This window comes from Rothia sp. 27098_8_29, from assembly GCF_041432785.1.
Classification (GTDB): domain Bacteria; phylum Actinomycetota; class Actinomycetes; order Actinomycetales; family Micrococcaceae; genus Rothia; species Rothia mucilaginosa.
This window is the reverse complement of record NZ_JAPWAI010000001.1, coordinates 641,112-666,866: the sequence shown is the minus strand read 5'-3', so window position 1 is coordinate 666,866 and position 25,755 is coordinate 641,112. Positions and strand designations below refer to the sequence as shown.

Sequence of the window (25,755 nt, the reverse complement as noted above, 5' to 3'; positions counted from 1 at the left end):
GATTCCGACTGCGGACCTATACGGTGCTGACTTTGGGTTTTATTTCTGTGGGGCCCGCAAGTACCTGCGTCTGATTCGAAGAGCTTTCCTTAGCTTCCTTCCCCAACGATGTGGGTTTAGCCTGCTAATCTGTGGGGATTCTGTGGGATTTCCAACCCCTTTTTATATTCATCAATGTGCAAAGAGCATAATCAACCTTATGAGATTGACTGTCACTTTATGTATGATTGTTGATGCGAGGGTTTTACCATCAGGAACAACCCTCTATTCAACTTCAGCAACAGACAAATTACCGGTACGAGTAACGACATACCCCGACCAACCGCACGACAGTAAACCACCCGTCAGGCGCAGCGATGCGTCCTGACTCTGACCCGCGCCAAAGTAGGCGCACCCATAATTACTATGAATTCACGTTCTTCATCTTCCGGATTACCGCAAGAGCCTCAGGCGAGGCAGAGCTCAACCCCGAGCTCACCGCCAGGAGCGCAAGCAAACATTTCCCCCGACCAGCTTCAGCACTATCACACGAGCCTGAACGAATACATCAGCCAGGCACGTGAGCACGCCCAGGCGTTGCGTGCCAGCTACACCAACGAGGTGTACGAGCTCTGGCATCAGCATATTTCCACCAGCGCCGCCACCGATGAAGCGAGCATCGCCTCCGGCTCGTTGACCGCTCAGCAGCTTGAGGAGCTGACCCGCAAGTGGGTGCGCCTCATGCGTGAAAGCCGCGACATGCTGCATCACGAAAGCACTATTGCTGCGGCACGCGCCGCGGTTGAGACTAAGCCCCTCCCCGAGTAGGAATTCTCACTGCGGGAATTCCCCACGCAGCACATGCCTGCTTTGGGAAGGTACAAATAGGGCTAGCACTCCCCCTGTTTCTTCTATTGTTCATTTCTCCCTTTATTCAACGCACTTTCAGCGCACGCTCTGTACGTTGAAGCACCCCGCGATTCCGTCGCATTTCCGTGGCGGGGCGATCGAACCAAGCGATTAAGCCCTGCCCGGAATGCGTACTTCACACAACCTGCCCCCTTGCTATAGTTATGGATATTCAAAGACCCTAATATGTTGCAGAAAGGGCGGGAATGTCCCACCAAAAACGCGTCCTGCGGCCTATACGTAGCGATGTTGCTCCCCCAGTTACCTCCCCACCGGTTTACCGTGGTGATATTGACGCGCGCGGCACGGCGCAAAACCTCGTCCCGCGTAGCTTGTGGGTCGATTTCTGGGACACTCTCTTCTTCATCTTCGCCGGCATCGCGGCCCTCGTGCTGACCTTCATGATTCTGGCGAATACGGTCGGCCATTCTTTCTGGGGTTTCCCCATTGCCTTCATTTTCTGGGCGGTCACCGCGTACCTGACGCTACCGCGTTTTCACGCCATCATGACCCGCATCTACGTGCCCGACTACTTTATTGGGCGCACCCGCACCCCGGACGGCCTGCTCGGCGACCCGGTCAATATCGGTCTGATTGGTACCGAGGAGCAGATTCACCAGGTCATGCAGGACGCAGGCTGGACCCGCGCTGACAACGTCACCCTCGTCTCTTCCTGGAAGATTATTCTCTCCACCATCACCCGCCGCTCCTACGCGGAGGCGCCCGTCTCCCCGCTGAAAATTTTTGGTAAGACGCAGGCTTTCGCCTACCAGAAGGAAGTGGACGGCAACCCCGAGAAACGCCACCACGTGCGCTTCTGGAAAACCCCGGACGGCTGGCTTCTGCCGGGCGGTCACCAGGTGGATTGGTTGGCGGCGGGTACGTACGACTCTGGTGTGGGTTTCAGTTTCTTCACTCTGCAGGTCACGCACCGCATTGACGCTGAAACCGACTTTGAACGCGACTACATTGTGGAGTCCATTCAGTACGCTCACCCGGAAACTCACGTTGAGATTCTGCACGATTTTTCCTCCGGCTACCACGCCCGTAACGGCGGCGGTGACGCGATCCGCACGGACGGCGCGCTCCCGGTCATCGTGCTAAACAATGAGGGACTGGAGCCGCAGGAACAGGAAGAAATTCACCTCTCCAGCGCGCACGACCTGGCGTACCGCATGCCGCTGAGCCTGCTGGTTGGTTCGGGTATGCTCATCGCCGTGACCCTCGCCGACATTGTCAACAGCGTCATTTTGGCGCTCAGCCGCCCGGCACTTCGCGCCAAGCTGTTGGAGGAAGGTTCCGGCAACGACATTGAGCTGCTGGACCTCTTCGATCAGGTGGATAGCAATGTGCTACTCACCATTACCGGCACCGTGCTGGTGGGTTTTGTAGCAATTTATTCGGCGGTGCACCTGTTCCTGCTGTGGAGTACGTTGCGCGGCTCGTCGAAGGCTCGTCGCCTGGCTCTGCTGTTGACAGCGTTGAACTTCGTAGCGATTACCGGTGGTGTGCTGTGGGGCCATCAGTCCCTGCCGCTGTCCACGATTTTCTTCCAGCTGGGCGTTGCGGTGTTTGCGATGTTGGCGTTCACCTCGGACGCGGCGGTCCAGTACACGGCAACCCGCACCTTCCATATGCGCGATACGAAGATTGTGCAGCGGGCAACGCACCCGAAGGTTCTGGAGCACAGGGCTCAGCGCAAGGCTCAGAAAGCGCTGAAAGCACAGAAGGCGCACAAGGCTACCTCTGCAAGTAGCGCTCACCGCGCGTAGATCGTACGTTTCAGCGCAACATAGTGAATAGAAAAGTACCGCCCGGTCAGTACTGACCGGGCGGTACTTTTCTGCTCTACGACCGCAGACTCTACCGAGCCTGCGTGCATTGCAGGATTCTCAGCACATTGCAGGGTTCTTAGGCTTCGCCGTTTTCGCCGTGGAAAATCGGGCCCACGTTACGGGGGCGCTTGAGCTCAAAGAAGCCGGGGTAGGAAGCCAGCGCCAGGGCGCCGTCGAAGAGCTTACCAGCCTCTTCACCGGCGGGGCTCGGGGAGATGACAGGGCCGAAGAAAGCGGTGCCGTTAATGGAAATCAGCGGAACACCCACATCGGTGCCACCCACGGTCTCCAGTGCCAGGTCCAGGGAGGCGCGCATCTGCTCATCGTACTGGTCGGTGAAGGCGACGTCCACCAGCTCTGCGGGCAGGTTGACCTCCTCCAGCGCCTTGACGATTGCGTCGCGGTAGGAATCAGCCTTGTTCTTGTTGTGGTGAATCTGCTCGCCCAGAGCGTCATAGAGGGGCTTGATGACCTCATTGCCGTGCAGCTCACGCACAGCGGTAATGAGGCGGGTCGGCGCCCAGGACCGGTCCATCATTGCCTGGTAGTCGGTGGGCAGGTCGCGGCCCTGGTTGTGCATGGACAGGGAGAAGGGACGCCAGGTCACCTCAACATTACGGACCTTCTGTACCTCGCCAATCCAGCGGGAGGTAATCCAGCACCAGGGGCAGATCGGGTCGAACCAGAAATCAATCTGCGCGGGTGCGTTCTCAGTCATGAGTGTTCCTCTCTCATACGGTTGCGCCAGCCGCTTCTATGAGCCGGCGCTTATTCTTCGGTACACGCTCTTCAGGACATGCCAGCGAGAGCATTACCTGCTAGTGAGCCGTCACCCCGTATAACCGGGGCGACGGCTTCTTTATTCCCTAGCCTGTCGGCTGGAAGTATTCGGTTATGCCGCCTGACGGTCCGCTTCCTTCAGGGAGGCAGCCTTCGCCTCCCCCTTCACGGTGCGGGTGGTCTCGGTTTCGGGGTCGGGCGCCTGCAGCACGTAGCGGGGTTCCGTGCCGTTGAGCACGGTGTCCTCACCGATGACGATGGACACCACATCGGTGCGGTCCGGGATGTCGAACATAATCGGCTGCAGAATCTGCTCCATCATGGAGCGCAGGCCGCGGGCGCCGGTGCCGCGTTCGGCGGCGAGGCGGGCAATAGCCGCGATCGCTGCGTCGTCGAGGACCAGGTCCACGCCGTCCAGGGCGAAGAGGTGGCGGTACTGCTTGAGCAGTGCGTTCTTCGGTTCGGTCAGCACGCGAGCCAGCTCTTCTTCGTTGAGCTCACTCAGGGTCGAGATGACCGGCAGGCGGCCAATCAGCTCGGGGATAATGCCGTAGTGCGCCAGGTCCTCGGGCATGATTTGGTCCAGCGGGTTCTTCACGGAACCACCCAGTTCAGCGCCGAAACCGATGCCGCCGGCACCCACGCGGGCTGCGATGCGGTCGTCAATATTGTCGAAGGCGCCAGCCACGATGAAGAGAATGTTCGAGGTATCAATCTCAATATTCGCGTGTGCCGGGTGCTTGCGTCCGCCCTCCGGCGGTACGGTCGCCACGGTGCCCTCAATAATCTTCAGCAGCGCCTGCTGCACGCCCTCACCGGACACATCACGGGTGATGGAGAGGTTCTCGCCGCCCTTGCGGGCAATCTTGTCGATCTCGTCAATGTAGATGATGCCGCGCTGAGCCTTAGCAATATCACCGTCAGCGGCGTTGATGAGGCGCAGCAGAATGTTCTCCACGTCATCACCCACGTAGCCCGCCTCGGTGAGGGTGGTTGCGTCGACCAGGGCGAAGGGCACATCCAGCTTCTTCGCCAGGGTTGCCGCCAGGTAGGTTTTACCGCAGCCGGTCGGTCCGAGCATCAGAATATTCGACTTGCCCAGCTCCACCTGCTCCCCCGCGGTCGCCGAAAGAATGCGGGAGGTCAGCACCGGGTTATCAATATCGTGGATGCGCTTGTAGTGGTTGTACACCGCCACCGCCAGGGTGCGCTTCGCCGCGTCCTGACCGATGACGTAGTCGTTGAGGTAGCTGTAAATTTCGCGCGGAGTAGCCAGCTGAGATGCAGGCGCCGCCGCGGAGGATTTCACCTTCAGACGCTCTTCAGCGAGGATCTCCTCGCACAGCTCCACGCATTCGTCGCAGATGGAAACATTCGGGCCGAGCACAATCTTGAAAACCTGCGCACGAGTCTTCTTGCAGAAGGAGCATCGCATGCTGGCGTTGGGCTGTTCGGGAGGCACAATGATGTCTGTGGCCACGAAGATTCCCTTTCGATCGGCGTGGTGAAATCGGTGCAGAAGAGTCAGTGACCTGATGTCTGCGGTGATTTCTCAGGAGGGGCACCGGTGGGTGGTGGGTGCCGTGGTTTGAGTGAGAAACCGGTATGAAATACTCGAATTTTCTCCCTCTCTAAGGCTACCGGAGTTCACCCCGGAACCAAGAATTACGCACCGCAAATGAACGGACTTACCGGGCATATGACAAAGCGCGTCTTTTATGACGGCGGCGGGAACTTCCACACCCCGATATGACGGTGATTCACAAGGGTAAAGTGCAGGTCAGAGTCACCTACTGAAGCACCACACGGAGACCCACCAAATACACCCACGGTGCACAAAAAGAAGCGGCACCGCACCGCGCACCAGCCCGAAGGCTCGCACACGGGGCAATGCCGCCCCTCCCCCGAAAAATACTCGGGGATATTCCTCAAAACTAAAGTTTAGGTGTGGGAAATAGCGGTGTTGGTCGCAGGCTTACGCAACTTACGAGACTCCAGCACCTTATCGACCAGGCCGTACTCCAGAGCAGCAGCCGCAGTCAGAATGTTGTCACGCTCAATGGAGCGGTCAACTTCCTCGTAGGTCTTGCCCGAGTGCAGCGCCAGGGTCTGTGCAGTCCACTCACGCATACGCATAACCTCGTTCGCGTGAATCTCAATGTCAGATGCCTGACCGCCCTGCTGGCCGCTCAGAGCGGGCTGGTGAATCAGCACGCGAGCGTTCGGCAGTGCCAGACGCTTGCCGGGGGTACCGGCAGCCAGAAGAACCGCCGCAGCGGATGCCGCCTGACCCAGGCACACGGTCTGAATCTCGGGGCGGATGAACTGCATGGTGTCGTAGATGGCGGTCATTGCGGTGAAGGAGCCGCCGGGCGAGTTAATGTACAGGGTAATGTCACGCTCGGGGTCCTGTGCCTCCAGCACCAGCAGCTGAGCCATGATGTCGTCAGCGGATGCATCGTCCACCTGGGTGCCCAGGAAGATGATGCGGTCCTCGAACAGCTTTGCGTACGGGTCCTGACGCTTGTAACCGTAGGGGGTGCGCTCCTCGAAGCTGGGGAGCACGTAGCGGTTGCTCGGCATAGCCGGCGCCGAGGTGGTGATATCGTTCGGCAGGTAGTTCATGTGCATCTCCCTTATGCGTTCTTCGATTCGGGCAGCTTACCGGCGGTGGTCGCAATGTGGTCGAAGAAGCCGTACTCCAGGCCCTCTTCCGCGTTGAACCAGTTGTCGCGGTCGTTATCCTTCAGGATGGTTTCCAGGCTCTTGCCGGTGCGCTCAGCGGTAATCTCTGCCAGGCGCTTCTTCATGTCCAGAATCAGCTCAGCCTGGGTGCGGATATCAGATGCGGTACCGCCAATACCACCGAGGGGCTGGTGCATGAGGATGCGGGCGTTCGGGGTTGCGTAGCGCTTGCCGATGGTGCCTGCGGTGAGCAGGAACTGACCCATGGATGCTGCCATACCGGTCACCACGGTCACCACGTCGTTCGGGATGAGCTGCATGGTGTCGTAGATTGCCATACCAGCGGTCACGGAGCCGCCGGGCGAGTTGATGTACAGGTAGATGTCTGCCTCGGGGTCTTCAGCCGAGAGCAACAGCATCTGGGAGCAGATGAGGTTGGCGTTGGAGTCGCGCACCTCGGAGCCGAGCCAGATAATGCGCTCCTTCAGGAGGCTGTTGTAGACGTAATCTTCCTGGGCACCAACGATGGGGGTTGCCATAGACGGCGCGGGCGCCACGCCGGCTGCCTGGGAGGCGCCGATGGGCAGAGGCATGTAGCTGGACATTCTTCCTCTTCTTCTCTAATGGGTCTTCGCTGCATCTTTGCGCGATTTACGCGCCGGAGCGCACGCGAAAAGTTTCGTTGCTACTACCTTACCGATAGTTGCCCTCCCCCGCTTCCCTTCGGGTTGTTCGTTCGCCAGGGGGTGAAGCACAGCGTGAAGCACAGCGCTCAGCATATGCGGTACTGACGAGCCTGCATACGCGTTCGGGAGCAAATCGGGGGTGATTCTGGGGGTGAAAAGAGCCTCAGCGGGCACCCAACCGGTAATTCGGTGGATGCCCGCTGAGGCTACACGTTTCAAGCAATCAGCGCACGCCCTCTAGCGGGGTGGCTTCTTGCAGACCGTGGCAGGGATTTAGGCAGCTGCCTCTTCGCCCTCGCCCAGGTACTTGGACAGGTCAACAACGTTGCCCTTGGTGTCCTTGACCACTGCGGTCTTCAGCACTGCTGCCAGAGCCTTGGAGCGGCGAACCTCGCCGACCAGTGCGCCAGCCTGGCCGGAGCCGTCCAGCATCTGTGCGAACTGGTTGGGGTCCATGCCGTACTGGGAGCTCATGGTGATGATGTAGTTAATCATCTCAGCCTGGTCAACGGTCACTTCTTCCTTGTCCGCAACAGCGTCGAGAACCATCTCGTTCTTGAATGCGGTCTCGGTGTTCTCGCGAACCTCGGCGCGGTGCTCCTCGGTGTCGTGGCCTGCTTCAGCGTTGGGGTTGTTGAAGTGCTGCTCGAGCTGATCCTCGATAACCTTCTCGGGGACGGGGATCTCAACGAGCTCAACGAGCTTTGCGAGGACCTTGTCGCGTGCCTGGGTGCCCTGCTCGGCAACCTTAGCTTCTGCAACCTGCTTCTTGATGTCTTCCTTCAGCTCGTCGATGGTGTCGAACTCGGAAGCCAGCTGTGCGAACTCGTCGTCAGCTTCGGGCAGCTCGCGCTCCTTGACTGCGGAGAGCTTGACCTTGATGGTTGCCTGCTCGCCTGCGTGCTCGCCGCCGGAGAGCTTGGTCTCGAAGGTCGCGTCCTCGCCAGCGGACAGGCCGGTCAGAGCCTCGTCGATGCCGTCGAGCATGGTGCCGGAACCAATCTGGTAGGACAGGTCGTTTGCTGCGTCAACCTGCTCGCCGTCGATCTCAGCTGCGATGTCGATGGTCACGAAGTCCTTGTCAGCTGCGGGGCGCTCAACGGTCTTCAGGGTGCCGAAGCGCTCACGCAGAGCGTCCAGTGCCTGAACCTCGTCCTCAGCGGTGACCTCTACCTCGTCAACCTCAACCTCGAGGCCCTCGTAGTTGGGCAGCTCGATTTCGGGGCGGACGGTGACGGTGATGGTCAGCTTGACGTCTGCCTCACGGTTCTCGGTGGAGGGCTGGGACTGAACGTCCAGCTCGGGCTGTGCCAGGGGGGAGAGTTCGTTCTCGCCCAGTGCCTGTGCGTAGTAGTCGTTCAGAGCGTCGTTCAGGGATGCCTCGACGATGTAGTCGAAGCCCGCACGCTGCTCGATGAGCTGCTTGGGCAGCTTACCCTTGCGGAAGCCGGGAACGCTGATCTGACCCGAGAGGTTCTTGTAGGTGCGGTCCAGGTAGGGCTTGAATTCTGCGAAGGGAACCTCGACCTCAATCTTTGCGAGGGTCGGGTTGAGCTTCTCGACGGCGGTCTTCACGTCCGTGATCTCCTCATATAGTTTCGGTGCGGCACGAATCGTGTGTGCCGCGGTTGCTTAGTGGAAAGAGCGCCACGACCTTGTAGCGTCGTGGCAACCGTTTCACGTCGGGGCGACAGGATTCGAACCTGCGATCTCCTGCTCCCAAAGCAGGCGCGTTAGCCAAGCTACGCCACGCCCCGTGAAACCGACCGTGTTGCGCACTTGCGTGTTTAACACAGTCAGTGCCCTAGTTTACCTGTTTTCCCTCTAAATGCCCAACACAGCGGCTCGTGCGCGGTTTATTTCCACTGTGCGCGTACTCCCCTAATAAGGATGCACAGACCGGCACAAAAAGAGGAGGCGAGCGCCCGCAAGAACAGGCAACGGCCACCACGCAAAACCACACCAAAACGCCAAAGAGTTTGACAGCACAGACGGAACCTCGCTACTATGGTCAAGTTCCATTCCGGGGATGTAGCTTAATGGTAAAGCCTCAGTCTTCCAAACTGATTACGCGGGTTCGATTCCCGTCATCCCCTCGCACAATCCCCTCGACGTTGTCGGGGGGATTTTTTGTGCTCGGGGATGCCGGGAATCGCTTCCGGGCGAAAATGTATTCCCTCGCGCGCTCGGGATTTTCGCCCTCCAGCCCGTCATCCCCTCGAGAACTATCCTGAACGAATCGTGGGAACCGCTTCCACATGCGGATTTGTTTCCTCGCGCGCTCGGAATCCGCACGCTCCAGCTCGTCATCCCCTCCACAAATCCCGCTCAAGGTTGCCGGGAATCGCTTACGTCTAAAAGTTCCGAAAGCTTTCGAAACTTTTAGACTCCAGCCCGTCATCCCCAACAATATAGAGCCCCCACACACTTACCTCGCCCCAAAAAACTTCACTCCAGCAGAATAATCGGAGACAAATACGAATATTTGCATCAATGCGGATTATATACCGTAAAATATGGTACACTTATTCGAAGGTATTCTATTTCAGATAGGAAAATCCAGTGACCTTGAAGATTAATGAAAAAGCTTTGGAAAAGCTCGTACAGCAACAGATTGCTGCAACGACTCAGAAGTATCAGCATGAGTTTGACCGCATCGCCTCAACTATGAAGGGCAAACCGGTGGAGTTGATCCTGCCGGAACTGCAGAAGTTTGTGAAGCAACAGGGTGGAAATGTTGATAGTGCACAGCTGAAGGAGTGGGCTCAGCGCCTCTCTAAGGGCGAGAAATTCATCTTCACTTCATAAGCCCTCACAAAATCAGAGCAGTAGAGCTAAGCGAGGAGCCCCAATTTATTATCGAGGACTCCTCGCTTTTCTCGTATCCACAGCCGTGAGTTAGAGCCGGATACCACTACTTCTGGCAGCCGGGGCACCAGTAGAGTTTGCGGCCGGCGATTTCCTCCATGCGGATGGTCGTTCCGCAGCGGCGGCAGGGCTCGCCGTGGTGCATGTACACGTAGTTCGCGTGGTCGGGCCACGCTTCGGTTTCGGGCACGCCGGGGCGGTCTTCGGGCTCGGTGGTGATGATGCGCCCCACGCGCACGCCGATGACCAGCAGGTGCTTATTGTCCTCCCAGAGTCGCTCCAGTTCCTCGTCGCTGAGGCTCTTGCCGGGGCGTAGCGGGTCAATTTCCTGGCGGTACAGCGATTCGGCGCGGAAGATATTGCCCACGCCGGAGATTGCCGCCTGGTCCATCAGAATCACGCCAATCGGGCGGGAGCTCTTACGTGCGGCGCGGTAGAACTGTTCGGGGTCGGCATCCGGGTTGAGCGGGTCGGGGCCGAGCTTGGAGCGGACGGTGCGCACCTCCTCCGGAGTGAGGGTGCGGCAGATAGTCGGGCCCACCAGGTCCGCCCAGCCGTGCTCCGAAACAATACGGCAACGCACCGTACTCTTCCGTTCGGGAGGACCGGCGTAGGGTTCCCCCTCCCCCGCCGCGTATTCTTTTTCGCCGATCTTGCGGGGCGCGCCAATGCTCGAAGCACCCGTGAACGTCTCATCCCCACCGAAGCTCCAGTTACCGTAAATACCCAGGTGCACGTTCAGGGTCAGGTCGTTCTCGAAGGTCACGAACAGGTGCTTACCGTGCGCGTACGCCCCGGTGATGGTGTGCCCATCCAGCAGGGCGGCACCCTCGGCGTAGCGGCCCTGCGGGGAGGAAACCTGCACGCGCTCGCCGGTGAAGACGTCACTGATTTGGCGGGCAATACGGTGGATGGAGTGGCCTTCGGGCACGGGTTCTCCTCGAAAACTTGTCGGCTAGAAATAGTGCGGATTATATGGGGTGCAAAGACGACTGAGGCGCATAGCCTGCACTATGCGCCTCAGATTTTAGAGCTTAGGCAGCGTCAATCTGCTTGCCGGCAATGTCGCCGGTCTGCTCGTACTCAGCCAGCTGACCGATACGGCGTGCGTGACGCTCCTCGTTGGTCCAGGGGGTAGCCAGGAAGACCTTGATGATTTCCAGTGCTTCTTCCTTGCTGTGCTGGCGGCCGCCCACAGCAACGACCTGTGCATTGTTGTGCTCGCGAGCCAGTGCCGCGGTGTCGTGGTTCCACGCCAGAGCCGCGCGGATACCCTCAACCTTGTTCGCAGCCATCTGCTCGCCGTTGCCGCTACCGCCCAGCACAATACCCAGGGAGTCCAGGCCAGCCTCGCGGTCACGCTTCACGCCAAGGGCTGCGTTAATGCAGAACGAGGGGTAGTCGTCCAGCGGGTCGTAGTCGGCGGGGCCGTGGTCAATCATTTCGTAGCCCGCAGCGGTGAGGGACTCGATTAGGTAGTGGCTCAGTTCGAGGCCAGCGTGGTCGGTTGCGATGTGTACGCGCATGGTACTCTCCTGGTGATTTTGTCTTGGTGTGACGTGCGTTTGTGCGTTCGTGGGAGGCGCCGGTTCTCAGTTCTGAGCGCCGTTGCTAGAGTGCGCCGCGCATCCATCAGGTGGGATACGCTTCCCCGTTTGGGTTTTTTCTGTCTTAACTGTATCGAATTCGCGCGGGTTCGGGTAATGCGGAGCCTTCTATACCCCCACCTATACGGTAGACTGTGGGATATGGCACTTTTTGGTGTCCCGATTCGCCGCGCCCAAGCTTGAAGGCCTCCAGCGCTACGTATGCAGCGTCGCAGGAGCCGCGCACCTCGGGAACCAGCGCACCATGACAGGGCGTGTCAACACGGCACGCTATTCACATCTAAGGAGAGGGAGCTGTATGCCCGGCCTGAACCTAACCCGCAATGAGGCAATCGAACGCGCATCCATTATTAAGCGCGTGCACTCGTACCGTATTGAACTCGACCTTCCGAAGGACAAAGACGTCTTCTCCTCGAAGGTTGAAATTCGCTTCGACGCTCAGGAAGGTGCCTCCACCTTCATTGACGCCATCACCTCCTCGGTCAAGTCCATTAACCTCAACGGCGAAGAGCTGAGCACCGACCTGGCGGATGGCGAGCGCATCCAGCTGCCGAACCTTGCTGCTGAGAACACCCTGGTCATTGACGCAGAGATGTTCTACACCAACACCGGTGAGGGTCTGCACCGTTTCGTGGACCCCGCCGACGGCGAAGTGTACCTGTACTCCCAGTTTGAGGTGCCGGATTCCCGCCGTGTGTTCCCCGTCTTTGAGCAGCCCGACCTGAAGGCTGAATTCGAGTTTATTGTGCGCGTTCCCTCGCACTGGGTGGTTGTGTCTAACCAGCCCGAGGTGAAGGTTGAGGAGAAGGAGTGCGGTTGCGGCCGTGCGAAGACTTGGTTCTTCAAGCCGACCCCGCGCATGTCTTCGTACATTACCGCGATTGTGGCTGGCCCCTACGAGAAGGTCACCAGCGAGCTGACTAACTCTGAGGGTCGCGTGATTCCGCTGGGCGTGTACGCTCGTAAGTCCCTCATGCCGTTCGTGGATGCTGAGGACATGTTTGAGCTGACCCGTCAGGGCTTCGAGTTCTACGAGGAGCAGTTCAAGACCCCGTACCCGTTCGAGAAGTACGATCAGCTGTTCGTGCCCGAGTTCAACGCCGGTGCGATGGAGAACGCTGGCTGCGTGACCTACCTGGAGACTTACGTCTTCCGCTCCAAGGTTGCGGAGGCTCTGCGTGAGCGCCGCGCTATCACTGTTCTGCACGAGCTGGCTCACATGTGGTTCGGTGACCTGGTCACCATGAAGTGGTGGAACGACCTGTGGCTGAACGAGTCTTTCGCTGAGTTCATGTCGACCCTGGCTGCTGCGGAGAACACCCGCTACGCGAAGGAGGCGTGGGCTACCTTCGCCGCGTCGGAGAAGACCTGGGCGTACCGTCAGGATCAGCTGTCTTCGACTCACCCGATTGTGGCTGAGATCCGTGACCTTGCCGATGTTCAGGTGAACTTCGACGGCATTACGTACGCGAAGGGCGCTTCGGTGCTGCGTCAGATGGTGGCGTGGGTTGGCCAGGAGAACTTCATGGCTGCTCTGAAGGTGTACTTCGATAAGCACAGCTGGGGCAACACCGTTCTTGACGACCTGCTGGTTGAGCTGGAGCGCACCTCCGGCCGTGACGTGCGTGCGTGGAGCGCTAAGTGGCTTGAGACCGCTGGTGTGAACACTCTCGCCGTTGAGATTGAGAATGACGAGGCTGGCAACATTTCGAACCTGGGTATCCGTCAGTCCTACGCTGAGGGCTTCGAGACCCTGCGCCCGCACCGTGCCGTGATTGGTTTCTACAACCTGGTGGACGGCAAGCTGACCCGCACCGACCGCATCGAGCTGGACATTGACGGCGAGCTGACCGTGGTTGAGGAGGCTCTCGGTAAGAAGCGCCCCGACCTGCTGCTGCTGAACGATGAGGATCTGGCGTACGCAAAGATTCGCCTGGACGAGCGTTCCATCGAGACCGCTATCAAGCACCTGGGCGACATTGATTCGTCCGTGGCTCGCGGCGTGGTCTGGGGTTCGCTCTGGGATACCGTGCGTGACGCTCAGATGCCGGCACGTAAGTACGTTGACCTGGTGCTGAACAACATCGGTAAGGAGACCAACTCCACCGCTCTGCGCACCCAGATCAACAACCTGTCCGCTACTCTGCACTCCTTCGTGGCTCCTGAGGCTCGCGAGGAGACCCGCCACCGTGCCGCTGACCGTCTGTGGGAGCTGGCATGCGTTGCAGAGCCCGATTCGGATGCTCAGCTGCAGCTGCTGCAGGCGTTCATCAACCAGACCCGCACCGAGGAGCAGTACGACAACGTGCAGCGTCTCTTCGAGGGTGAGCTGACCCTTGAGGGCCTGGATATTGACGCTGACCTGCGTTGGAACCTGGTGTGCCGCCTGGCTACCGGTGGCCGTTTCTCCGCCGAGCAGATTGCTGCGGAGCTGGAGAACGACAACACCGCGAACGGTCAGCAGTACGCCGCTCAGGCATACGCGTCGATTCCGACCGCGGAGGCTAAGGCTGAGTACTGGAACAAGATCATGGTGACCGGCGAGCTGTCGAACATGATTCAGCGTTACGCTATTTCCGGTTTCAAGTCCGGCAAGCCCGAGCTGATTGCCCAGTACGATGAGCCGTACTTCGAGCAGATTGAGGGTATTTGGCGTTCGCGTTCGCACGAGATTTCCATGCAGATTATTGGTGGCATGTACCCGAGCGTGCCGACCGCTGAGCTGCTGGAGCGTACCGAGGCGTACCTGGCTTCTCTGCCTGAGGATGCTGCGGCTCTGTACCGTCAGATTGCGGAGGCACGCGACGGCGTGGCTCGTGCGCTGAAGGTTCAGGCGGCTGACATTTAACAATGCTTGTGAGCTGAGGCGGGTTCGCCACCTGCTCTCATGGGTTTTTGCTCATAGGTTTTTACTCATGGGTTTTTATTCGTCCCCTTCTACCCCGATTCGGGGTGGGAGGGGACGTTTCTATATGGGGTTTATGCCGGTTCTATTTTGAGTTGTGCCCCAAGTTGCACACCGGTTTGCATACAGGTTTGCGCACCGAGTCTAATTCTTGTCACTGCGGTGCATATTTTTTGTTATTTTCATTTGAATATCCCTCAAAAGCTCTCTACTTGGGGTTGCGCCTATCGTATACTGTTGTGCATGCCTTCTATCAAGTCTCCTATCGCGAAAGTTTCTCTGACCGGCACAATCCTTGCTGTGGTTGCCGCCGGTTCCTTTGGCGTGTACTCCGCAGGAGGCTTCATCGCGCCCGGTGGCACCGCCGCTACCGCTGCTGCGGGCGCCGAGCCTACCCAGTCGGCGCAGGAAAGCCCCAGCGAGTCCCCCTCCCCCGAGCCGACTCCGGAACCGACCACCCCGGCGCAGAAGATGGAACGCACCGCGCAGAACGCCTTCGGCAAGGAGGGTGCGCAGGCAACCGGTGAGATTCAGGCGCCGTTCCCCACCTCCGCTGATGCCGCCGACATGCTGGTTCAGCAGTTCAAGGGTGGCGTGGTCATGTACACCCCCAAGTACGGTCCGGTTGCGGTGGAATCCGGCGTCTACGAGCACTGGTGGAAGCAGCGTGGGTACAGCGACTTTGCCGGTTGGGAGGGTCTGCCGGTGAGCTGGCGATCCAAGAAGGGCGTTCTGTACACCAAGTTTGAGAAGGCTGAACTCTACTGGGATAAGGCGAACGGTCTGCCGCGTAACACCAATGTTCTTGGCGCTAAGGATGCCCTGGTGATTGGTGACTCGCAGGTGACCGCAACCTCCTGGGTTGGTTTGGGTCTGAAGCAGGCTGGTTTCGTCCCGTACCTGTTCCGTTGCGGCGGCATCGGTTTTGTGACTGCCCGCGAGGGTGTGTGCCCCTCCTACTATCAGGGTGTGATGGGTGGCCGTTGGGCTCTGCCGAGCGGTAACCCCGGCGTGATTTACCTGGACGCCTCCGGCAATGACATTTACATTCACGAGGATGAGACGAAGGCGCGCGAGCACGTGAACGCTCACCAGACTCAGGTCATTGAGCAGCTGCGACGTATGTACCCGTCGTCGAAGATTGTGTTCGGTGGTGTGGTGTCTATGGATGAGGCGTCTGCACCGGATAAGCAGGTGGCGCATAAGCGTCACGTGGCAAACGAGGTGGCAAGGCAGGGTGCCCGCGAGACCGGCGTGCTGTTCATGGACACCTCGGGCTGGCAGAGCCTCTACCTGGCTGAGGGTGACATGGCTGATGGCGTGCATCTGAAGGAGAAGGCGCACCATAAGCTGGCGGGCCCCTTTGCGACTCGTCTGCGTGAACTGCTCGGCACCGCGTAAACTAACTGTGTAATCAGCCGAGTACATCAGCTTCGATCAACGCATATAGCATTAGAATGAGGCGCCGGGAGGATTGAATCCTTCCGGCGCCTCATTCGTTTGAGTGGGTTACCCACCGCAGCTCTCAAGTTGGTGTGCGGGTTTTATGCCGCGACGTTTGCCTGGCGTTCCTTCGCCTCGGCCTTCTGGTGTGCGAGCACGCCCTCCGCAAGGCGACGCTTCTGACGCTCACGAGCGGCTTCCTTCTCACGCTGCTCGGCAGCCCAGGCGACCGGGTCAATGTCGATCGACTCGTAGTGCCATTCGCCAATGTAGTCGCGAATCGGGGCGACCCAGGTGACGGGAATGCCGCGGCGCAGGTACACCTCGTGGTCGGTGTCTTCAAAAGCGTGGATAATGCGGTTGCCGTCAGCAATCAGGGACTCAATGACGGAGTCCTTCCATGCGGGGCTGTTGGAGCCGTCGTTGCCGGGCTTAGCGAACACGTGCTTGGGTTCCAGACCTGCGCGGGCGATGAACTGGTTCAATTCCTTCATGTAGGTGCCATCGCGGCCGGTAATTACTACGACCTCTGCGCCGGTGTCTGCCGCGATTTCGCGAACACGGTCGGCAATTTCAACATTGACCGTGGCGTTGCGGATGGCCTTGAAGAATCGGCGGTTGCTTGCGAAGAAACCGGTCAGGTACTTGTCCATCTGATCTCGGTTGCTGGCAAGGGTACCGTCAATGTCGACTGCAATCAGATCCATATAGGTCTCACTTTCGATCCGTACGGGAAGAATGCGCCTGGTGAGGGCGCGGCGGAAGAGTTCCCGTGCGGTGTGGCTGGTAATCGGTGTGTCAAAGACGCCCCGGTGAAAGGGCGTAGTCTCTCTAGAATACCCTATTTTCGTAAAGTAATGCCCTATCGAATGTCATTATTACAACTACCCCGTTGATGTCATACGGCATAGAAAAACCGCTGGTGGCGCAGGCAAAGAGCCCACACCACCAGCGTAAAAAGTCTAGAAATATCTCGAGGAAAGTTAGAGTAGCGAACCGGAACCGCGGCGCACCAGCACCATACCGGCGGGCGCCACAATGCGCAGCCACTCCTCCGAACCAACATGCGCAGCGAACAGCGGCAGATCGCCCGTGAAGCCTTCCGGGATGAAACCAAACACGCGCAGGGCGAATGCCGCGCCGGTCGGCACAAGCACGGTATCGAACTCAGGTAGGTACTCCAGCACCATATCGGAGGACCAAATACGCGAGCGCACCGTAGAAAGCACAGCAGCGCCGGGGTTCTCGGGCAGGGCGCGTTCTACCGCCTCCAGGCCTTCTGCGGTGGCGCGGTGGAACTCTTCAACCGGGACGGTACCAACCTCGTACCAGCCGCTGAGCGGGGCTGACTTGCCAGCCCAGCTGGCGTTGACGGTCACCGGCGGCATGAACAGCACCAGCTGCGGGTTCTCTTCGTTACCCTGTTCTTCTGCCTGCTTCTGCAGACGCGCCAGACGGTCCAGCAGCGCCTGCGCCTGTACGGTCATGTCCAGGGTGGAGTCAGCCAGCAGGTGCAGGGCACGCAGACCCATAATGACCGGGGTGTCCGAGGAGGCGTCCTCCGGCTCCAGGGAGCAGGCGAACACCGCCACCACGCGGCCGCGCGCAGTCAGGCGGATAGCGGCGTCCGGGTTCACCGCCAGGGCGCGAGAAATGTAGGTGGCAAGGTCCTTGACCGCTGCGGCACCCTGCGCTCCGCCGGGCAGAATCAGGTAGGGCTCCTCCACGCCTTCGTGGGGGTTGTACTTGAGTTCAATGGGTGCCGCCGCGTTCGGTGCGCTGTTCTGATCGGGAGCGTTCTCCTGCACGGGGGTATTGTCAGGGGTGGTTTCAGACGGCGTAGTCATTTCTGCTCCTTTTCGGCGTAGGCCTGCTCGGTGGCAAGTTGGTGGGTGATATCTGCGATGGTGTGTTAGGCAGACGTTCCGGATCGACTATCCGGGTCATTGTTCCTAGTCAATGTTCCGAATCAACCTGTCGTGGTTGTCTCAGAGTATGCTCTCCCACTCTACGCCAGAAACCGGTTCATTGAAAACGTGCGAGAATAAAACCATGACCAAGCCCACTGTGACCCAAAACCTCATGCGGATGCTGGACCTCTCCCCTGTGGAGGCGGCGCCCGCCTCCTTCGGTAGTGATGAAGTGTCCACCGGTGTGACGCTCACCCGCGAACAGCCGCGTACTTTCGGTGGTCAGGTTCTTGCCCAGTCGATTATTGCCGCCGACCGCACGGTGGAGGGCAAGGACATCCACTCGATTCACGCCTACTTTCTGCGTCCCGGCGATATTGAGCGTGAACTGTTCTTCGCCACTCAGCGTCTGAACGATAGCCGTTCCTTCTCGACCCGCCGCGTGCAGGTGTTCCAGGATGAGGCGCCCATGTTCTCGGCGATTATGTCTTTCCAGTCCGATAGCCGCGGCCCCGAGCACACCGCGGTGACCATGCCTGATGTCCCGGACCCCGAGTCCCTGCCGAAGGTCAGCGACTACCTGGGCGAGTTGCCGCATCCGATTGCGCAGGCGGTGGCGTGGGAGCGCCCGATTGATATGCGCCACGTGGATGCGCCCCTGTACACTCAGCCGGATTCCTCCTCGACGGAGCCGCGTGCCTGCGTGTGGTTCAAGACCTTTGACCGCCTGGTGCACGCTGATGGTTCCGAGGCTTCGGATGCGGAGCACCGCGCCGCAATCGCCTACGCTTCGGACTACCTGCCGCTGGAGCCTGCCCTGCGCCGTCACGGCAAGTTCTGGCTGGAGCCGGGTCTGAAGAGCGCCTCGCTGGATCACGCGATATGGTTCCACCGTTCGGCGCGCGCCGACGAGTGGTTGCTGTACGTGCTGGATTCCCCGAGCGCGCAGGGTGGCAGGATGCTCGCGCAGGGTTCAATTTTCAATCGTTCCGGTGAGCTGGTGGCGACCGTGGCGCAGGAAATGATGTTCCGCCTGCCCGAGTACCGATAGAGTTTCGGCGCAGCGACAGCTCAAAACGTTAGAGCATGCAGAAAGACCGTGTGAGGTGGTTGTCTCACACGGTCTTTCTTATGTTCTAGTGTACGGTCTAGAAGCCGTTTGGAAGCTCTTATTTGGCTTCGACGTCAATCACACCGTCCGGGGAAATGTGCACGGTGCGCTTGGTGCGGCGGGAAACGAAGAAGTCACCCACAAACACCAGACCAGCCAGCAGGAGCACCAGGGCAATCAGCCACACTGCCACCGCACCGAAGAACATCGGGAACAGCAGCACGAGCAAACCCAGGATCAGGGTACCGATAGCAGAGAACTGCAGGTGGCGTCCGGCGGCGAAGCTCAGGTATTTCAGGCCCTGAGCAGTCATCAGACGAATCAGTGCCCACGCAATCAGCCACACGCCCACAATAGTCGGAATGTACGTCGCCTGCGCACCAGCCGAAGCGCTCAGCAGAATCAGACCAACCACCACGGTCAGGATGCCGTTAACCAGGTCCCAGCCGGTACGTGCCGGCTTCAACGCGCCAAAGTAGCGGACCAGCTCAAACACGCCACCGAGCAGCACCGCGATGGAGAACACGAAACCCAGAACAGCCAGCGGGGTGGCGGGGTTGGCGAACATGTAGATTGCCGTTGCGACCAGCAGCAGACCGGTGGCTAAGGACATCCAGTTATATTTTGAAAGCATGACACTCTACCCTTCGTATCAAATGCGTTAGTTATACACGTCCATTAAACCGCGAATATGTACTCTGCTACGACGTACCGGTCACTACTGGGCGAACTATTTCTACCGGTGAACACGCGCACCTCCCCTCGCCAGCGCATACGGAATACAGCACATACGGCGTCCAGCGGGCACAGCAAAGCCCCGCCTCCTGCGCCGTAACAGCATCAGGAGGCGGGGCTCACCACCAAACCCTATCGGGTCAGCTTGCGGTGCACCACGCGGTGCGGCTTAGCAGCCTCAGGGCCGAGGCGCTCAATCTTGTTCTTCTCGTAGGACTCGAAGTTACCCTCGAACCAGTACCACTGATCCGGGTTCTCATCGGTGCCCTCCCACGCCAAGATGTGGGTTGCCACGCGGTCCAGGAACCAACGGTCGTGAGAGACGACTACTGCACAGCCGGGGAATTCCAGCAGCGCATTTTCCAGGGATGCGAGGGTCTCAACGTCCAGGTCGTTAGTGGGCTCATCGAGCAGCAGCAGGTTACCGCCCTGCTTGAGGGTCAGCGCCAGGTTCAGACGGTTACGCTCACCACCGGAGAGCACACCCGCCTTCTTCTGCTGATCCGGGCCCTTGAAGCCGAACGCGGAAACGTACGCACGCGAAGGCATTTCAACGTTGCCGACCTGGATGTAGTCCAGACCGTCAGAGACGACCTCCCAGAGGCTCTTCTCCGGGTCGATGTTCGCGCGGTTCTGGTCGACGTACGAGATCTTCACGGTCTCGCCGACCTTCAGCTCACCGCCGTCCAGGGGCTCCAGGCCAACGATGGTCTTGAACAGGGTGGACTTACCCACACCGTTAGGACCAATCACACCCACAATGCCGTTACGGGGCAGGGAGAAGGACAGACCGTTAATCAGGGAACGGCCGTCGAAGCCCTTCTGCAGGTTCTCAGCCTCAATAACGACGTTACCCAGGCGGGGTCCCGGAGGAATCTGAATCTCTTCGAAGTCAAGCTTGCGGGTCTTCTCAGCCTCCGCAGCCATCTCCTCGTAGCGTGCCAGACGAGCCTTCGACTTAGCCTGGCGACCCTTAGCGTTGGAGCGGACCCAGTCCAGTTCCTCGCTCAGGCGCTTAGCGAGCTTAGCGTCCTTCTTGCCCTGAACTTCGAGGCGGGAACGCTTCTTCTCCAGGTAGGTGGAGTAGTTACCCTCGTAGGGGTACAGGTTACCGCGGTCAACCTCGGCGATCCATTCTGCCACGTGGTCGAGGAAGTAACGGTCGTGGGTAATCGCGATGACGGCACCCTCGTAGGACTGCAGGTGCTGCTCCAGCCAGAGCACGGACTCTGCGTCCAGGTGGTTGGTGGGCTCGTCGAGCAACAGCAGGTCGGGCTTCTGCAGCAACAGCTTGCACAGTGCCACGCGGCGGCGCTCACCACCGGAGAGGTGGGTGACGGGCATGTCAGCGGGCGGGCAGCGCAGCGCCTCCATTGCCTGCTCCAGCTGGGAGTCCAGGTCCCATGCGTTAGCGGCGTCGATAGCCTCCTGCAGCTGACCCATTTCTTCCATGAGGGCGTCGAAGTCAGCATCGGGCTCAGCCATGAGGGCGGAGATTTCGTTGAAGCGGTCCAGCTTGGACTTGATTTCGCCCACGCCTTCTTCAACATTGCCCAGAACGGTCTTTTCTTCGTTCAGCGGCGGCTCCTGCATGAGGATACCCACGGTGTAGCCTGCGGTCAGGCGTGCCTCACCGTTGGAGGGCTGGTCGAGGCCAGCCATGATCTTCAGGATGGTCGACTTACCCGCACCGTTCGGGCCAACCATACCGATCTTGGCGCCGGGGAAGAACGACATCGTCACGTCGTTAAGGATGACCTTGTCGCCCACAGTCTTGCGGGCCTTGATCATCTGATAAATAAATTCAGCCATAGTTACCTATTTTAGCGTGGATTCGGCTGAGGGTACGAGAGTTTTAGGTTGCATGCTATGCGAAGTACCACGCGGGTACTAGACTCGAAGCTATGAGCACAAACTCCTCCCCCAAACTTCTGGCACCCGAAGACCTCGAGCATGCCGTTGACCGCCTCGCGCTCGCCATGCCGCTGGCGACGCGTGATCAGCCGTTCGGCCCCGAACACACGGTGTACCGGGTGGGCGGCAAAATCTTCGCCATGTACACGGAGGGCATCGGCCACCCCATCGTGAACCTCAAAACCGACCCGGAAGAATCCGAGGTGCTGCGGCGCATCTACCCGAGTATCATTCCGGCATGGCACATGAATAAGCGACACTGGATTTCCGTAGGCGCCGGCGAAGGCATAACCGAGCGGGTTCTGGAGGAGCTGGTGGAGGATGCGTACCTGCGCGTCATGTACTCGCTACCCAAGGCGAAGCGACCCATCGAGTTCCGCGAGCGCCCAGTGCCCGAAAAGCATTAGGGCCTGAAGGAATCTTTTAAACAGCGGAGCGGGCGAGCACCGGTCCGGACCACCGGCTTGCTCACCCGCTTTGCAAAGCACATTCCTATCCGCGATTGGGAGGGTCATCAACCACGATGAACGCTCGAACCACCAAGCTCCATCCCATATATTGCGGGGTTCCGTACCATGCACCACTTGTGTGAATACGTGATAGTTGAGTCGGCGCCCTTGCCAGACCTTCCTATGCAGAGGAGGCGCTCACATGGGTGCACTGAATATTTCCCTTGAGTGACTCAGCTACGTCATGCGATGTAGCTGAGAGGGGATCGCTGTCTTCGCCCGAACTACCGGCACGGACGAATGTGTGCTCTCGGGAATAATAATAGCCTTTTTGCATCACGGTGTCACTTTCGGGTTGATGTATTCCACCGGTTCCTATTGAGCGTATTTCAGGTGTTTTATAGCGCCGAACCCACATATCCCATCACAGCGAAATACCTGCGGATTTTAAGCCCCGAAAAATCAAGGAGGGACCGCTCTAAACCCTCCTTATATCGCCTCCACATGGGCTAATACCCACTTAAAGCAATATTCAGAAAAGTTAGTGCGGCCCCTCACTATTTGAGATAAAAATGAGATAAACCCCTACTCAGAGCGATTACCGGCGGGGTTTATCTATTAATTCCCCAGAGTGACCGGTTACTCGCTGAACTCCACCTTCTCGAAGCTCATGGTGCCATCAGCGTGAGAAACAACGGTATTCGGGTCACGCTCACGACGAGCCGCCGCGTACGCATCATGGCTTGCCTCATCAACCCAGCGGGTCACCACAAAATAGTCGCCACCCTCATCCAGGGGGCGCCACAGCTCAAAACCCTCAAAGCCGGGGAAAGAGTCAGCGATGTGGCGGGCAGCGGCAAAGCGCTTCTCCAGCTCAGCACGATTGTCGCCAACGACAGCAAGACGGTGAACCTTAACAACGGACATGTGTCCTCCTTCTGTTGAGTACGTGCTTTCAACGATGAAAGCGTGCTACAACCTCGCATCAGCTATAGATGAGCTATGTTCTTAGCGAGGTTAACCTCAGAATAACGGTTCACGGGCACAAAAAATAGAGGTTAGCGCCAACTAACAGATATATGACGCTAACCCCCATTCAGAGAATCACGAGGCACCCACAAGCACCCGTTCGAAGCTTAGGAATCCGGCTGGGTCTGCACGGTATTAGGCTGCACGGTATTAGACTGTGCAGTATCAGACTGTGCCGCCTGAGCCGCACTATCAGCCTGCGTTGCGGGGTTCTTCTTCGCCTTCTTCTGAGCCGCCTTCGCCGGGTTCGCAAAATGCACCCCGCGCTCAGCCAAGAAACGGCGGTCCTTCTTATCCCACTGCTCCACCGGGTACGCCTCCAGCAGGTCCGGGCGGCGTTCCAGGGTGCGCTCAATCTGACGATCACGACGCCAACGCGCAATCGCACCGTGATTACCCGACAGCAGCACCTCCGGCACCTCACGCTCACGCCACACGGCGGGCTTCGTGTACACCGGATACTCCAGCAGGCCACCCGTATGCGACTCCTCCTCCAGGGAGGCGGGGTTACCCATCGCGCCCGGAATCAGGCGGGTGATAGCCTCAATCATTGCCATGACCGCGACCTCACCGCCGTAGAGCACGTAATCGCCCAGGGACACGGGCATCACGCGGAAGCTCTCCTGCGCCCAGTCCAGCACGCGCTCGTCAATGCCCTCGTAGCGCGCCGGAGCGAAGACAATATGCTTCTCCTCCGCCAGCTCGTACGCCATCGCCTGATCAAAAACGGCACCCGCAGGGGACGGGACAATCAGCAGCGGACGGGTATCAGCGGCGGGCTCAGCACCTTCAGTAGAGTCTTCGGAAGCATTCAGAGGGGAGGCGGCAAGCACCTCATCCAGCGCCAAGCCCCACGGCTCCGCCTTCATCACCATGCCCGCTCCACCGCCGTACGGGGTGTCATCCACCGTGCGGTGACGGTCAAACGTGTAATCGCGCAGGTCGTGCAGGTGCAGGTCCACCAGGCCCTTCTCACGCGCCTTACCCAGCAGGGACAGCTTCAGCGGCTCCAGGTACTCGGGGAAAATCGTGACCACGTCGTAGCGCACGGACTACTCCCCCGCCTGCTCGGTCGCCTGCGCAGAATCCTGCTCAGCATCTTCGACCAGGTCAATCAGACCCGCCGGAGGAGTCAACAGCACAAAGCCGGGCTCATCCTCGGTCGAGGGAACCACCTCGGGCACAATCTCCTCAACAAAAGGAATCATGATCTCTTCACCCGCACCGGATGCAAGGCGCGGCGAACGAGCCAGCTTAATCAGCAGCAAATCCTGAACCGGCATGGTCTGCAGACCGGTCACCTTACCCAGCGGCTTACCCACAGCCGGGTTATCCACGGGGCTCTCCCCCTCGGGAACATCCGCCAGCAGGTACACGGGCAGGTTCACCAGCTCCTGCTCGTAGAAGCCCTCTTCATCGCCCTCATCCTCGGGAACCTCGTAAACCAGGCGGCTGCCGCGCAGCTCCTCAGCCTGGTTGCGGGTAGTCACCTCATCAAAACGGACCACCAGAATCTTCTTGTTCCAGCGGGCACCGGCAACCGTCAGCTCACCGGTAGGCGCCACAGAAGCGGCAGCAGAGCCGGGCTTGAAATTCTCGATACCGAGCACCTCACCGCGGGCAAAACGCTCCTGCGGGGCATCAGTAAAGAGCTGAACCGTCACCTCACCACGAATACCGTGAGGCTTACCGATACGAGCCACCACAACCTGCATAATTTTCCTCCGCTGGATACAAGCTAAAAACCTACGCCGTGCACGTGCACGGCTCCCACTATTCTACCGGGCACTTAGGACAGGCGCATTCTGCCGCCTCTCCCCCGCTGTCTTTCCCCGCCTCCACGGCGGCCGGAGCGAGCGCTCGCACAGATAACTCATGCTGATAACTCACGCCGACAACTCAGAAGAGAAAGCGGGTACGCGAAAGCCCCCGCCTTCCGGAAAAACTCCGGGAGCGGGGGCTTCAAGCGTTTACGAGCTAGCGTCGCTTTTTGTCGGTGTCGATAATGTCGATACGCATCGGCTCGCCATCAGAAATAGCGTCCATCACCAGACGGATGCTCTTGGCGGTACGACCAGACCTGCCGATAACTCGGCCCAGGTCATCCGGATGCACGCGAACCTCAAGGGTTTCACGGTGACGCTGAGTGCGCAGGCGCACCTTCACGTCCTCCGGACGATCGACAATCCCTCGAACCAGGTGTTCGAGTGCGTCAGCCAACATAATTACTCAGCTGCTTCCTCAGCCTCAGCCTCGGGTGCTGCTTCCTCAGCAGCCTCTTCAGCCTTCTCAGCCTTGGGGGTGATAGCCTCGGGCAGAATCACGGAACCCTTTTCGGGAACAACGAACTCAGCCTTAGCCTCGACGGGCAGAACCTTGGACTCTGCCTTCTCGCCCTTGAATGCAGCCCAGTCGCCCGAGAGCTTCAGCAGAGCCAGAACCTGCTCGGTCGGCTGTGCGCCGACGGAGAGCCAGTACTGAGCACGCTCAGAGTTGATCTCGATACGCGAGGGGTGCTCGGTCGGGTGGTAAATACCGATCTCTTCGATGGTCTTACCGTCGCGCTTGACGCGCGAATCAGCGATCACGACGCGGTAACGAGGATCGCGGATCTTACCCATACGCTTGAGACGAATCTTAACAGCCACTTTAGTGGTTACTCCTGTTTCATAATTTGGTGCGAGGCACACGGTTCAGCACCCGTGGGGCGGGCCATTCACGGCGCCTCTATGGACACAACGGCGCGCGAAGAGAGGGGTCGCGCGTCGCCGGGTACTCAGCTAGGGTATCAGAGCCCAAGATTTTAAGCTAGCGACACGGAAAAATAATTGCCGCAGGCACCGAACATCACTTTTAAACAGTGTTCTGTGCCCGATGATACGCCCGGCTACTAGGCTCTGATGGGACACA

At 59.1% G+C, this 25,755-nt stretch carries 23 protein-coding genes and 2 tRNA genes; 8 read left to right on the top strand and 17 right to left on the bottom strand.

What is annotated here, in order from left to right; genetic code table 11:
• Positions 1-405: 405 nt before the first annotated feature.
• Positions 406-807, top strand: a complete 402-nt coding sequence (locus O3649_RS02665; RefSeq protein WP_141754952.1) for a hypothetical protein — start codon at positions 406-408, stop codon at positions 805-807.
• A 287-nt stretch (positions 808-1,094) separates the two neighbouring features.
• Positions 1,095-2,660, top strand: coding sequence for an LssY C-terminal domain-containing protein (locus O3649_RS02660; RefSeq protein ID WP_371572627.1), 1,566 nt, complete (start codon positions 1,095-1,097; stop codon positions 2,658-2,660).
• A gap of 139 nt (positions 2,661-2,799) precedes the next feature.
• On the opposite strand, the gene O3649_RS02655 is transcribed toward O3649_RS02660, so the two are convergent.
• The 6 genes from O3649_RS02655 to O3649_RS02630 all read right to left on the bottom strand — a co-directional run bounded on the left by O3649_RS02655 (position 2,800) and on the right by O3649_RS02630 (position 8,631).
• Complete coding sequence (locus tag O3649_RS02655; RefSeq protein WP_371572625.1) at positions 2,800-3,441, bottom strand: DsbA family protein; 642 nt, start codon at positions 3,439-3,441, stop codon at positions 2,800-2,802.
• Positions 3,442-3,615: 174 nt separating this feature from the next.
• Positions 3,616-4,938 carry an ATP-dependent Clp protease ATP-binding subunit ClpX gene (gene clpX, locus O3649_RS02650; protein WP_210401019.1) on the bottom strand — a complete coding sequence of 441 codons (1,323 nt, stop codon included), beginning with the start codon at positions 4,936-4,938 and terminating at the stop codon, positions 3,616-3,618.
• 506 nt (positions 4,939-5,444) lie between these two features.
• Positions 5,445-6,134, bottom strand: a complete 690-nt coding sequence (locus O3649_RS02645; RefSeq protein ID WP_012903382.1) for an ATP-dependent Clp protease proteolytic subunit — start codon at positions 6,132-6,134, stop codon at positions 5,445-5,447.
• 5 nt (positions 6,135-6,139) lie between these two features.
• Positions 6,140-6,793, bottom strand: coding sequence for an ATP-dependent Clp protease proteolytic subunit (locus tag O3649_RS02640; protein WP_005505718.1), 654 nt, complete (start codon positions 6,791-6,793; stop codon positions 6,140-6,142).
• 354 nt (positions 6,794-7,147) lie between these two features.
• Positions 7,148-8,449 (bottom strand): trigger factor, encoded by a 1,302-nt coding sequence (gene tig, locus O3649_RS02635; protein WP_070688434.1) that lies wholly within the window; start codon positions 8,447-8,449, stop codon positions 7,148-7,150.
• A gap of 107 nt (positions 8,450-8,556) precedes the next feature.
• Positions 8,557-8,631: transfer RNA gene (locus tag O3649_RS02630), tRNA-Pro, on the bottom strand.
• A gap of 268 nt (positions 8,632-8,899) precedes the next feature.
• Here O3649_RS02630 and O3649_RS02625 point away from each other — a divergent pair.
• Together O3649_RS02625 and O3649_RS02620 are read left to right on the top strand one after the other, a co-directional pair.
• A tRNA-Gly gene (locus O3649_RS02625) sits at positions 8,900-8,970 on the top strand.
• Positions 8,971-9,436: 466 nt separating this feature from the next.
• A complete protein-coding gene (locus tag O3649_RS02620; RefSeq protein ID WP_304193814.1) occupies positions 9,437-9,682 on the top strand; it encodes a hypothetical protein in 246 nt (81 codons plus the stop codon).
• A gap of 106 nt (positions 9,683-9,788) precedes the next feature.
• Here O3649_RS02620 and O3649_RS02615 read toward each other — a convergent pair whose 3' ends face one another.
• Both O3649_RS02615 and O3649_RS02610 read right to left on the bottom strand, forming a co-directional pair.
• Complete coding sequence (locus tag O3649_RS02615) at positions 9,789-10,673, bottom strand: Fpg/Nei family DNA glycosylase (protein WP_070633974.1); 885 nt, start codon at positions 10,671-10,673, stop codon at positions 9,789-9,791.
• 103 nt (positions 10,674-10,776) lie between these two features.
• The gene (locus O3649_RS02610) at positions 10,777-11,268 is read right to left on the bottom strand and encodes a ribose-5-phosphate isomerase (RefSeq protein WP_070605377.1); all 492 of its coding nucleotides are present in this window, start codon (positions 11,266-11,268) and stop codon (positions 10,777-10,779) included.
• A gap of 379 nt (positions 11,269-11,647) precedes the next feature.
• On the opposite strand from O3649_RS02610, the gene pepN reads away from it, so the two are divergent.
• Together pepN and O3649_RS02600 are read left to right on the top strand one after the other, a co-directional pair.
• Complete coding sequence (gene pepN / locus O3649_RS02605; protein WP_371572621.1) at positions 11,648-14,197, top strand: aminopeptidase N; 2,550 nt, start codon at positions 11,648-11,650, stop codon at positions 14,195-14,197.
• Between the two features lie 300 nt (positions 14,198-14,497).
• On the top strand, positions 14,498-15,655 hold the full coding sequence (locus O3649_RS02600; RefSeq protein ID WP_005508134.1) for an SGNH/GDSL hydrolase family protein: 1,158 nt from the start codon (positions 14,498-14,500) through the stop codon (positions 15,653-15,655).
• A gap of 143 nt (positions 15,656-15,798) precedes the next feature.
• Here the strand turns inward: O3649_RS02600 and O3649_RS02595 are convergent, their stop codons facing one another.
• The gene (locus O3649_RS02595; RefSeq protein ID WP_005508133.1) at positions 15,799-16,404 is read right to left on the bottom strand and encodes a hypothetical protein; all 606 of its coding nucleotides are present in this window, start codon (positions 16,402-16,404) and stop codon (positions 15,799-15,801) included.
• A gap of 276 nt (positions 16,405-16,680) precedes the next feature.
• A complete protein-coding gene (locus O3649_RS02590; protein WP_049345632.1) occupies positions 16,681-17,544 on the bottom strand; it encodes a hypothetical protein in 864 nt (287 codons plus the stop codon).
• Between the two features lie 205 nt (positions 17,545-17,749).
• On the opposite strand from O3649_RS02590, the gene O3649_RS02585 reads away from it, so the two are divergent.
• Positions 17,750-18,658 carry an acyl-CoA thioesterase II gene (locus O3649_RS02585; protein ID WP_070819530.1) on the top strand — a complete coding sequence of 303 codons (909 nt, stop codon included), beginning with the start codon at positions 17,750-17,752 and terminating at the stop codon, positions 18,656-18,658.
• A gap of 118 nt (positions 18,659-18,776) precedes the next feature.
• Here O3649_RS02585 and O3649_RS02580 read toward each other — a convergent pair whose 3' ends face one another.
• The gene (locus O3649_RS02580; protein ID WP_070819529.1) at positions 18,777-19,352 is read right to left on the bottom strand and encodes an HdeD family acid-resistance protein; all 576 of its coding nucleotides are present in this window, start codon (positions 19,350-19,352) and stop codon (positions 18,777-18,779) included.
• Positions 19,353-19,585: 233 nt separating this feature from the next.
• Complete coding sequence (gene ettA / locus O3649_RS02575; protein ID WP_005508129.1) at positions 19,586-21,265, bottom strand: energy-dependent translational throttle protein EttA; 1,680 nt, start codon at positions 21,263-21,265, stop codon at positions 19,586-19,588.
• A gap of 92 nt (positions 21,266-21,357) precedes the next feature.
• Here ettA and O3649_RS02570 point away from each other — a divergent pair, with 92 nt between their 5' ends.
• A complete protein-coding gene (locus O3649_RS02570; protein WP_371572618.1) occupies positions 21,358-21,774 on the top strand; it encodes an MmcQ/YjbR family DNA-binding protein in 417 nt (138 codons plus the stop codon).
• A gap of 681 nt (positions 21,775-22,455) precedes the next feature.
• Here the strand turns inward: O3649_RS02570 and O3649_RS02565 are convergent.
• The 5 genes from O3649_RS02565 to rpsP all read right to left on the bottom strand — a co-directional run bounded on the left by O3649_RS02565 (position 22,456) and on the right by rpsP (position 25,493).
• Entirely contained in the window at positions 22,456-22,743 is a 288-nt protein-coding gene (locus tag O3649_RS02565; RefSeq protein ID WP_005505695.1) for an antibiotic biosynthesis monooxygenase, read from the bottom strand.
• 209 nt (positions 22,744-22,952) lie between these two features.
• Positions 22,953-23,894 (bottom strand): tRNA (guanosine(37)-N1)-methyltransferase TrmD, encoded by a 942-nt coding sequence (trmD, locus tag O3649_RS02560; RefSeq protein WP_371572616.1) that lies wholly within the window; start codon positions 23,892-23,894, stop codon positions 22,953-22,955.
• 3 nt (positions 23,895-23,897) lie between these two features.
• Positions 23,898-24,560: a ribosome maturation factor RimM gene (gene rimM, locus O3649_RS02555; protein ID WP_005505693.1), complete on the bottom strand. Its 663-nt coding sequence runs from the start codon at positions 24,558-24,560 to the stop codon at positions 23,898-23,900.
• Positions 24,561-24,822: 262 nt separating this feature from the next.
• Entirely contained in the window at positions 24,823-25,068 is a 246-nt protein-coding gene (locus O3649_RS02550) for an RNA-binding protein (RefSeq protein WP_005505691.1), read from the bottom strand.
• A gap of 2 nt (positions 25,069-25,070) precedes the next feature.
• Complete coding sequence (gene rpsP, locus O3649_RS02545) at positions 25,071-25,493, bottom strand: 30S ribosomal protein S16 (protein WP_005505689.1); 423 nt, start codon at positions 25,491-25,493, stop codon at positions 25,071-25,073.
• Positions 25,494-25,755: the final 262 nt, after the last annotated feature.

Bases quoted from the DNA above. Each gene is read 5' to 3' on its own strand.
- O3649_RS02665 (WP_141754952.1), top strand. From the start codon at position 406: ATGAATTCACGTTCTTCATCTTCCGGATTACCGCAAGAGCCTCAGGCG.
- O3649_RS02660 (WP_371572627.1), top strand. From the start codon at position 1,095: ATGTCCCACCAAAAACGCGTCCTGCGGCCTATACGTAGCGATGTTGCT.
- O3649_RS02580 (WP_070819529.1), bottom strand. From the start codon at position 19,352: ATGCTTTCAAAATATAACTGGATGTCCTTAGCCACCGGTCTGCTGCTG.
- O3649_RS02595 (WP_005508133.1), bottom strand. From the start codon at position 16,404: ATGGATCTGATTGCAGTCGACATTGACGGTACCCTTGCCAGCAACCGA.
- O3649_RS02645 (WP_012903382.1), bottom strand. From the start codon at position 6,134: ATGCACATGAACTACCTGCCGAACGATATCACCACCTCGGCGCCGGCT.
- O3649_RS02585 (WP_070819530.1), top strand. From the start codon at position 17,750: ATGACCAAGCCCACTGTGACCCAAAACCTCATGCGGATGCTGGACCTC.
- O3649_RS02640 (WP_005505718.1), bottom strand. From the start codon at position 6,793: ATGTCCAGCTACATGCCTCTGCCCATCGGCGCCTCCCAGGCAGCCGGC.
- pepN (WP_371572621.1), top strand. From the start codon at position 11,648: ATGCCCGGCCTGAACCTAACCCGCAATGAGGCAATCGAACGCGCATCC.
- O3649_RS02565 (WP_005505695.1), bottom strand. From the start codon at position 22,743: ATGTCCGTTGTTAAGGTTCACCGTCTTGCTGTCGTTGGCGACAATCGT.
- O3649_RS02610 (WP_070605377.1), bottom strand. From the start codon at position 11,268: ATGCGCGTACACATCGCAACCGACCACGCTGGCCTCGAACTGAGCCAC.
- ettA (WP_005508129.1), bottom strand. From the start codon at position 21,265: ATGGCTGAATTTATTTATCAGATGATCAAGGCCCGCAAGACTGTGGGC.
- O3649_RS02590 (WP_049345632.1), bottom strand. From the start codon at position 17,544: ATGACTACGCCGTCTGAAACCACCCCTGACAATACCCCCGTGCAGGAG.
- rimM (WP_005505693.1), bottom strand. From the start codon at position 24,560: ATGCAGGTTGTGGTGGCTCGTATCGGTAAGCCTCACGGTATTCGTGGT.
- clpX (WP_210401019.1), bottom strand. From the start codon at position 4,938: ATGCGATGCTCCTTCTGCAAGAAGACTCGTGCGCAGGTTTTCAAGATT.
- O3649_RS02655 (WP_371572625.1), bottom strand. From the start codon at position 3,441: ATGACTGAGAACGCACCCGCGCAGATTGATTTCTGGTTCGACCCGATC.
- O3649_RS02570 (WP_371572618.1), top strand. From the start codon at position 21,358: ATGAGCACAAACTCCTCCCCCAAACTTCTGGCACCCGAAGACCTCGAG.
- O3649_RS02550 (WP_005505691.1), bottom strand. From the start codon at position 25,068: ATGTTGGCTGACGCACTCGAACACCTGGTTCGAGGGATTGTCGATCGT.
- O3649_RS02600 (WP_005508134.1), top strand. From the start codon at position 14,498: ATGCCTTCTATCAAGTCTCCTATCGCGAAAGTTTCTCTGACCGGCACA.